The organism is Pengzhenrongella sp. (assembly GCF_036565025.1).
Classification (GTDB): domain Bacteria; phylum Actinomycetota; class Actinomycetes; order Actinomycetales; family Cellulomonadaceae; genus Pengzhenrongella.
The window spans coordinates 1-2,588 of the sequence record NZ_DATCNW010000257.1; the positions used below are offsets into that span (position 1 = coordinate 1).

General features: G+C 71.4%; 3 protein-coding genes. All 3 read left to right on the forward strand.

Annotated elements, in window-relative coordinates; translation table 11 throughout:
• The coding region (locus tag VIM26_RS14940) for an undecaprenyl diphosphate synthase family protein (RefSeq protein WP_331952544.1) at positions 1–313 on the forward strand (313 nt) is incomplete at its 5' end.
• A complete protein-coding gene (locus VIM26_RS14945) occupies positions 310–1,119 on the forward strand; it encodes a sulfurtransferase (RefSeq protein ID WP_331952546.1) in 810 nt (269 codons plus the stop codon). The genes VIM26_RS14940 and VIM26_RS14945, both read left to right, overlap by 4 nt.
• Before the next feature lie 237 nt (positions 1,120–1,356).
• Positions 1,357–2,588: PhoH family protein (locus VIM26_RS14950; RefSeq protein ID WP_331952548.1), on the forward strand; the 1,232-nt coding region annotated here is incomplete at its 3' end.

Here is a 2,588-nt window from a genome sequence, read left to right on the forward strand (position 1 = left end):
GAGCGAGGAGGTCGGCGTCAAGGTCGTCACGCTCTGGCTGCTCTCGACCGACAACCTCAACCGTCCGTCCGAGGAGCTCGCCGAGGTCATCGACGTCGACCACATCGCCGAGCACCTGTACACGAAGGGCCAGCCCGACCCGGACCTCGTCATCCGCACGTCGGGCGAGCAACGGCTCTCGGGCTTCCTGCTGTGGCAGTCGGTGCACTCGGAGTTCTACTTCTGCGACGCGCTGTGGCCGGACTTCCGAAAGATCGACTTCCTGCGCGCCCTGCGCGACTACGGCACCCGCCAGCGTCGCTACGGGGGATGACGCTCCCCGGCCTGCTCGTCTCCGGCGATTGGCTTGCAGCGCACCTGGACGAGGTACGCGTCGTGGACGTGCGCTGGTACCTCGACGGCCGGTCCGGGCTCGCCGCGTTCGAGGCAGGGCATGTCCCGGGCGCGGTGTGGCTGGACGTCGACGCCGACCTGTCCGCACCGGCGAGCGCGGCCGAGGGTCGCCATCCACTGCCGTCACCCGTGGACTTCGCCGCGGCGCTCGGCCGGGTGGGCATCGCCGACGGTCAGCCGGTCGTCGCGTACGACGACGCGGGCGGCTCGAACGCGGCGCGGTTGTGGTGGTTACTCCGGGTGCTGGACGAGCCGGCCGCCGTGCTCGACGGCGGGCTCTCGTCTTGGCCGGCCGAGCTGAGCACCGACGTGCCCGCGCTCTCACCCGTGGCGCGCACCGCCCGCCCGTGGCCGCCTGGGCGCTTCGCCGACGCCGATGCGGTGATGGTGCCAGGCTCGGCGGTGCTCGATGCGCGCAGCGTCGAGCGCTATGCCCACGGCGACCCCGCGATCGACCCACGTCCGGGCCACATTCCCGGCGCCCACAGCGCGCCATGGGCGGGCAACCTGGACCCGGCGACCGGCCGGTTTCTCGCCGCGGCGGCGCTGCGCGCGCGGTTCGCGGCGATCGGTGCCGGGCCGGCGATCGCCTACTGCGGGTCGGGCGTCACGGCCTGCCACGACCTGCTCGCGCTGGAGATCGCCGGCCACCGCAACACCGCGCTGTACCCGGGTTCCTGGTCGCAGTGGGGCGCCGACCCGGCGCGCGCGGCCGAAATGTCCTGACCGCCGCGTTGCCGCGAGCCTGCCGGGCACGGGCGGGCGCAGGACGTAGCGTCCGAATCGGTGGGCCGGCCTAACCGGTCCGCTCGGGAGGTCCCGTAACGGTGGCAGCGACCAGCGAGGGGACCGGAACATCCCCGCTGGTGCGCGGTGCACCTGGCCGGATCGACCGGATCCCCGAGAGCGCGGCGAGTTCCCTATGCGCCCGTGCACGCCACTACCCCCTGTCAGGAGCGTCCTATGAGTGCTGCCCTGCTGCCGCAGGCCGAGCGTCCCGGCATGCGCACGTTCGTGCTCGACACCTCCGTCCTGCTCTCCGACCCCGGGGCGCTCGGCCGGTTCGGCGATCACGAGGTGGTGCTCCCGCTGGTGGTCATCAGCGAGTTGGAGGGCAAGCGTCATCACCCTGAGCTCGGCTGGTTCGCCCGGCAGACGCTGCGGGTACTCGACGATCTGCGCATCAAGCACGGCCGCCTCGACGCGCCGGTTCCGATCGGTGATGCCGGCGGCCGGCTCAACGTCGAGCTCAACCACTCGGACCTCTCTACGCTGCCGGCGGGCTTCCGCGTCGACAGCAACGACTCGCGCATCCTGGCCGTCGCGCTGAACCTGGCCAACGAGGGCCGCGATGTCACGCTGGTAACCAAGGACATGCCGCTGCGCGTCAAGGCGGCGTCGGTCGGGCTGACCGCCGACGAGTACCGCATGCACCCGGTGGGCGATTCGAGCCCCTGGTCGGGGATGGCCGAGCTGAACGTTTCGACCGACTCCGTCGACGCGCTCTATGGCGGTCACCCGCTCGACCTCGTCGAGCACGAGGACTTCGCCGAGGTCGCTGACCTGCCATGCCACACCGGTCTGGTGCTGCACTCGACGAAGGGCTCCGCGCTGGCCCGGATCACCCCGGACAAGCAGGTCAAGCTGGTGCGAGGCGACCGCGAGGCGTTCGGCCTGCACGGCCGCTCCGCCGAGCAGCGGGTAGCGCTGGACCTGTTGCTCGACCCGGACGTCGGCATCGTGTCGCTCGGCGGACGCGCCGGCACCGGCAAGTCGGCGCTGGCGCTGTGTGCCGGACTCGAGTCGGTGCTGGAGCGCCGCGCCCACAAGCGGGTCGTCGTGTTCCGTCCGCTGTACGCGGTGGGCGGTCAGGATCTCGGTTACCTGCCCGGCAACGAGAACGAGAAGATGTCGCCCTGGGCGCAGGCCGTCTTCGACACCTTGGGCGCGCTCGTCTCGTCCGACGTGATGGACGAGATAATGGGCCGCGGCATGCTCGAAGTGCTGCCGCTGACCCACATCCGCGGCCGCTCCCTGCACGACTCGTTCGTCATCGTCGACGAGGCGCAGTCGCTGGAACGCAACGTGCTGCTGACGGTGCTCTCCCGCATCGGCGCCGGCTCTCGGGTGGTGCTCACGCATGATGTCGCGCAGCGCGACAACCTGCGGGTCGGCCGACACGACGGGATCGCCGC